Origin of the sequence: Pseudomonas sp. ESBL9, from assembly GCF_036668715.1 — a bacterium.
In the GTDB taxonomy this organism is placed as follows: Bacteria; Pseudomonadota; Gammaproteobacteria; order Pseudomonadales; family Pseudomonadaceae; genus Aquipseudomonas; species Aquipseudomonas lundensis.
On sequence record NZ_JAZEVV010000025.1, the window covers coordinates 1 to 441 of the forward strand.

General features: G+C 63.9%; 1 protein-coding gene. It reads right to left on the reverse strand.

What is annotated here, in order from left to right:
- Position 1: 1 nt before the first annotated feature.
- Positions 2–441 (reverse strand): glutathione peroxidase (locus tag V6F78_RS22280; RefSeq protein WP_442965113.1); only part of this gene is annotated, 440 nt, incomplete at its 5' end.

Here is a 441-nt window from a genome sequence, read left to right on the forward strand (position 1 = left end):
CTCATAGCAACGCCTCGATATCCTTCTTCAATCCTTCGGGCCGGGCGGTCGGCGCATGCCGCGCCACGACCTTGCCGGCGCGATCGACCAGGAACTTGGTGAAGTTCCATTTGATCGCGGGCCCGAGCAGGCCCGACTTCTCACGTTTCAGGTGTTCGTACAATGGATGCGCGCCGCTGCCATTGACGTCGATCTTGGCGAACATCGGGAACGTCACGGCGTAGTTGGTTTCGCAGAATGTGGCGATCTGCCTGGCATCGCCGGGCTCCTGCGCGCCGAACTGGTTGCAGGGGAAGCCGAGCACGGCAAAGCCGCGCGACGACAATCCGGCGTGCAGCTCCTGGAGGCCCTTGTATTGCGGCGTGAACCCGCAGGCGCTCGCCGTGTTGACGATCAGCAGCACCTGCCCCTCGAACTGCCGCAACGGCATGTCCTCGCCGG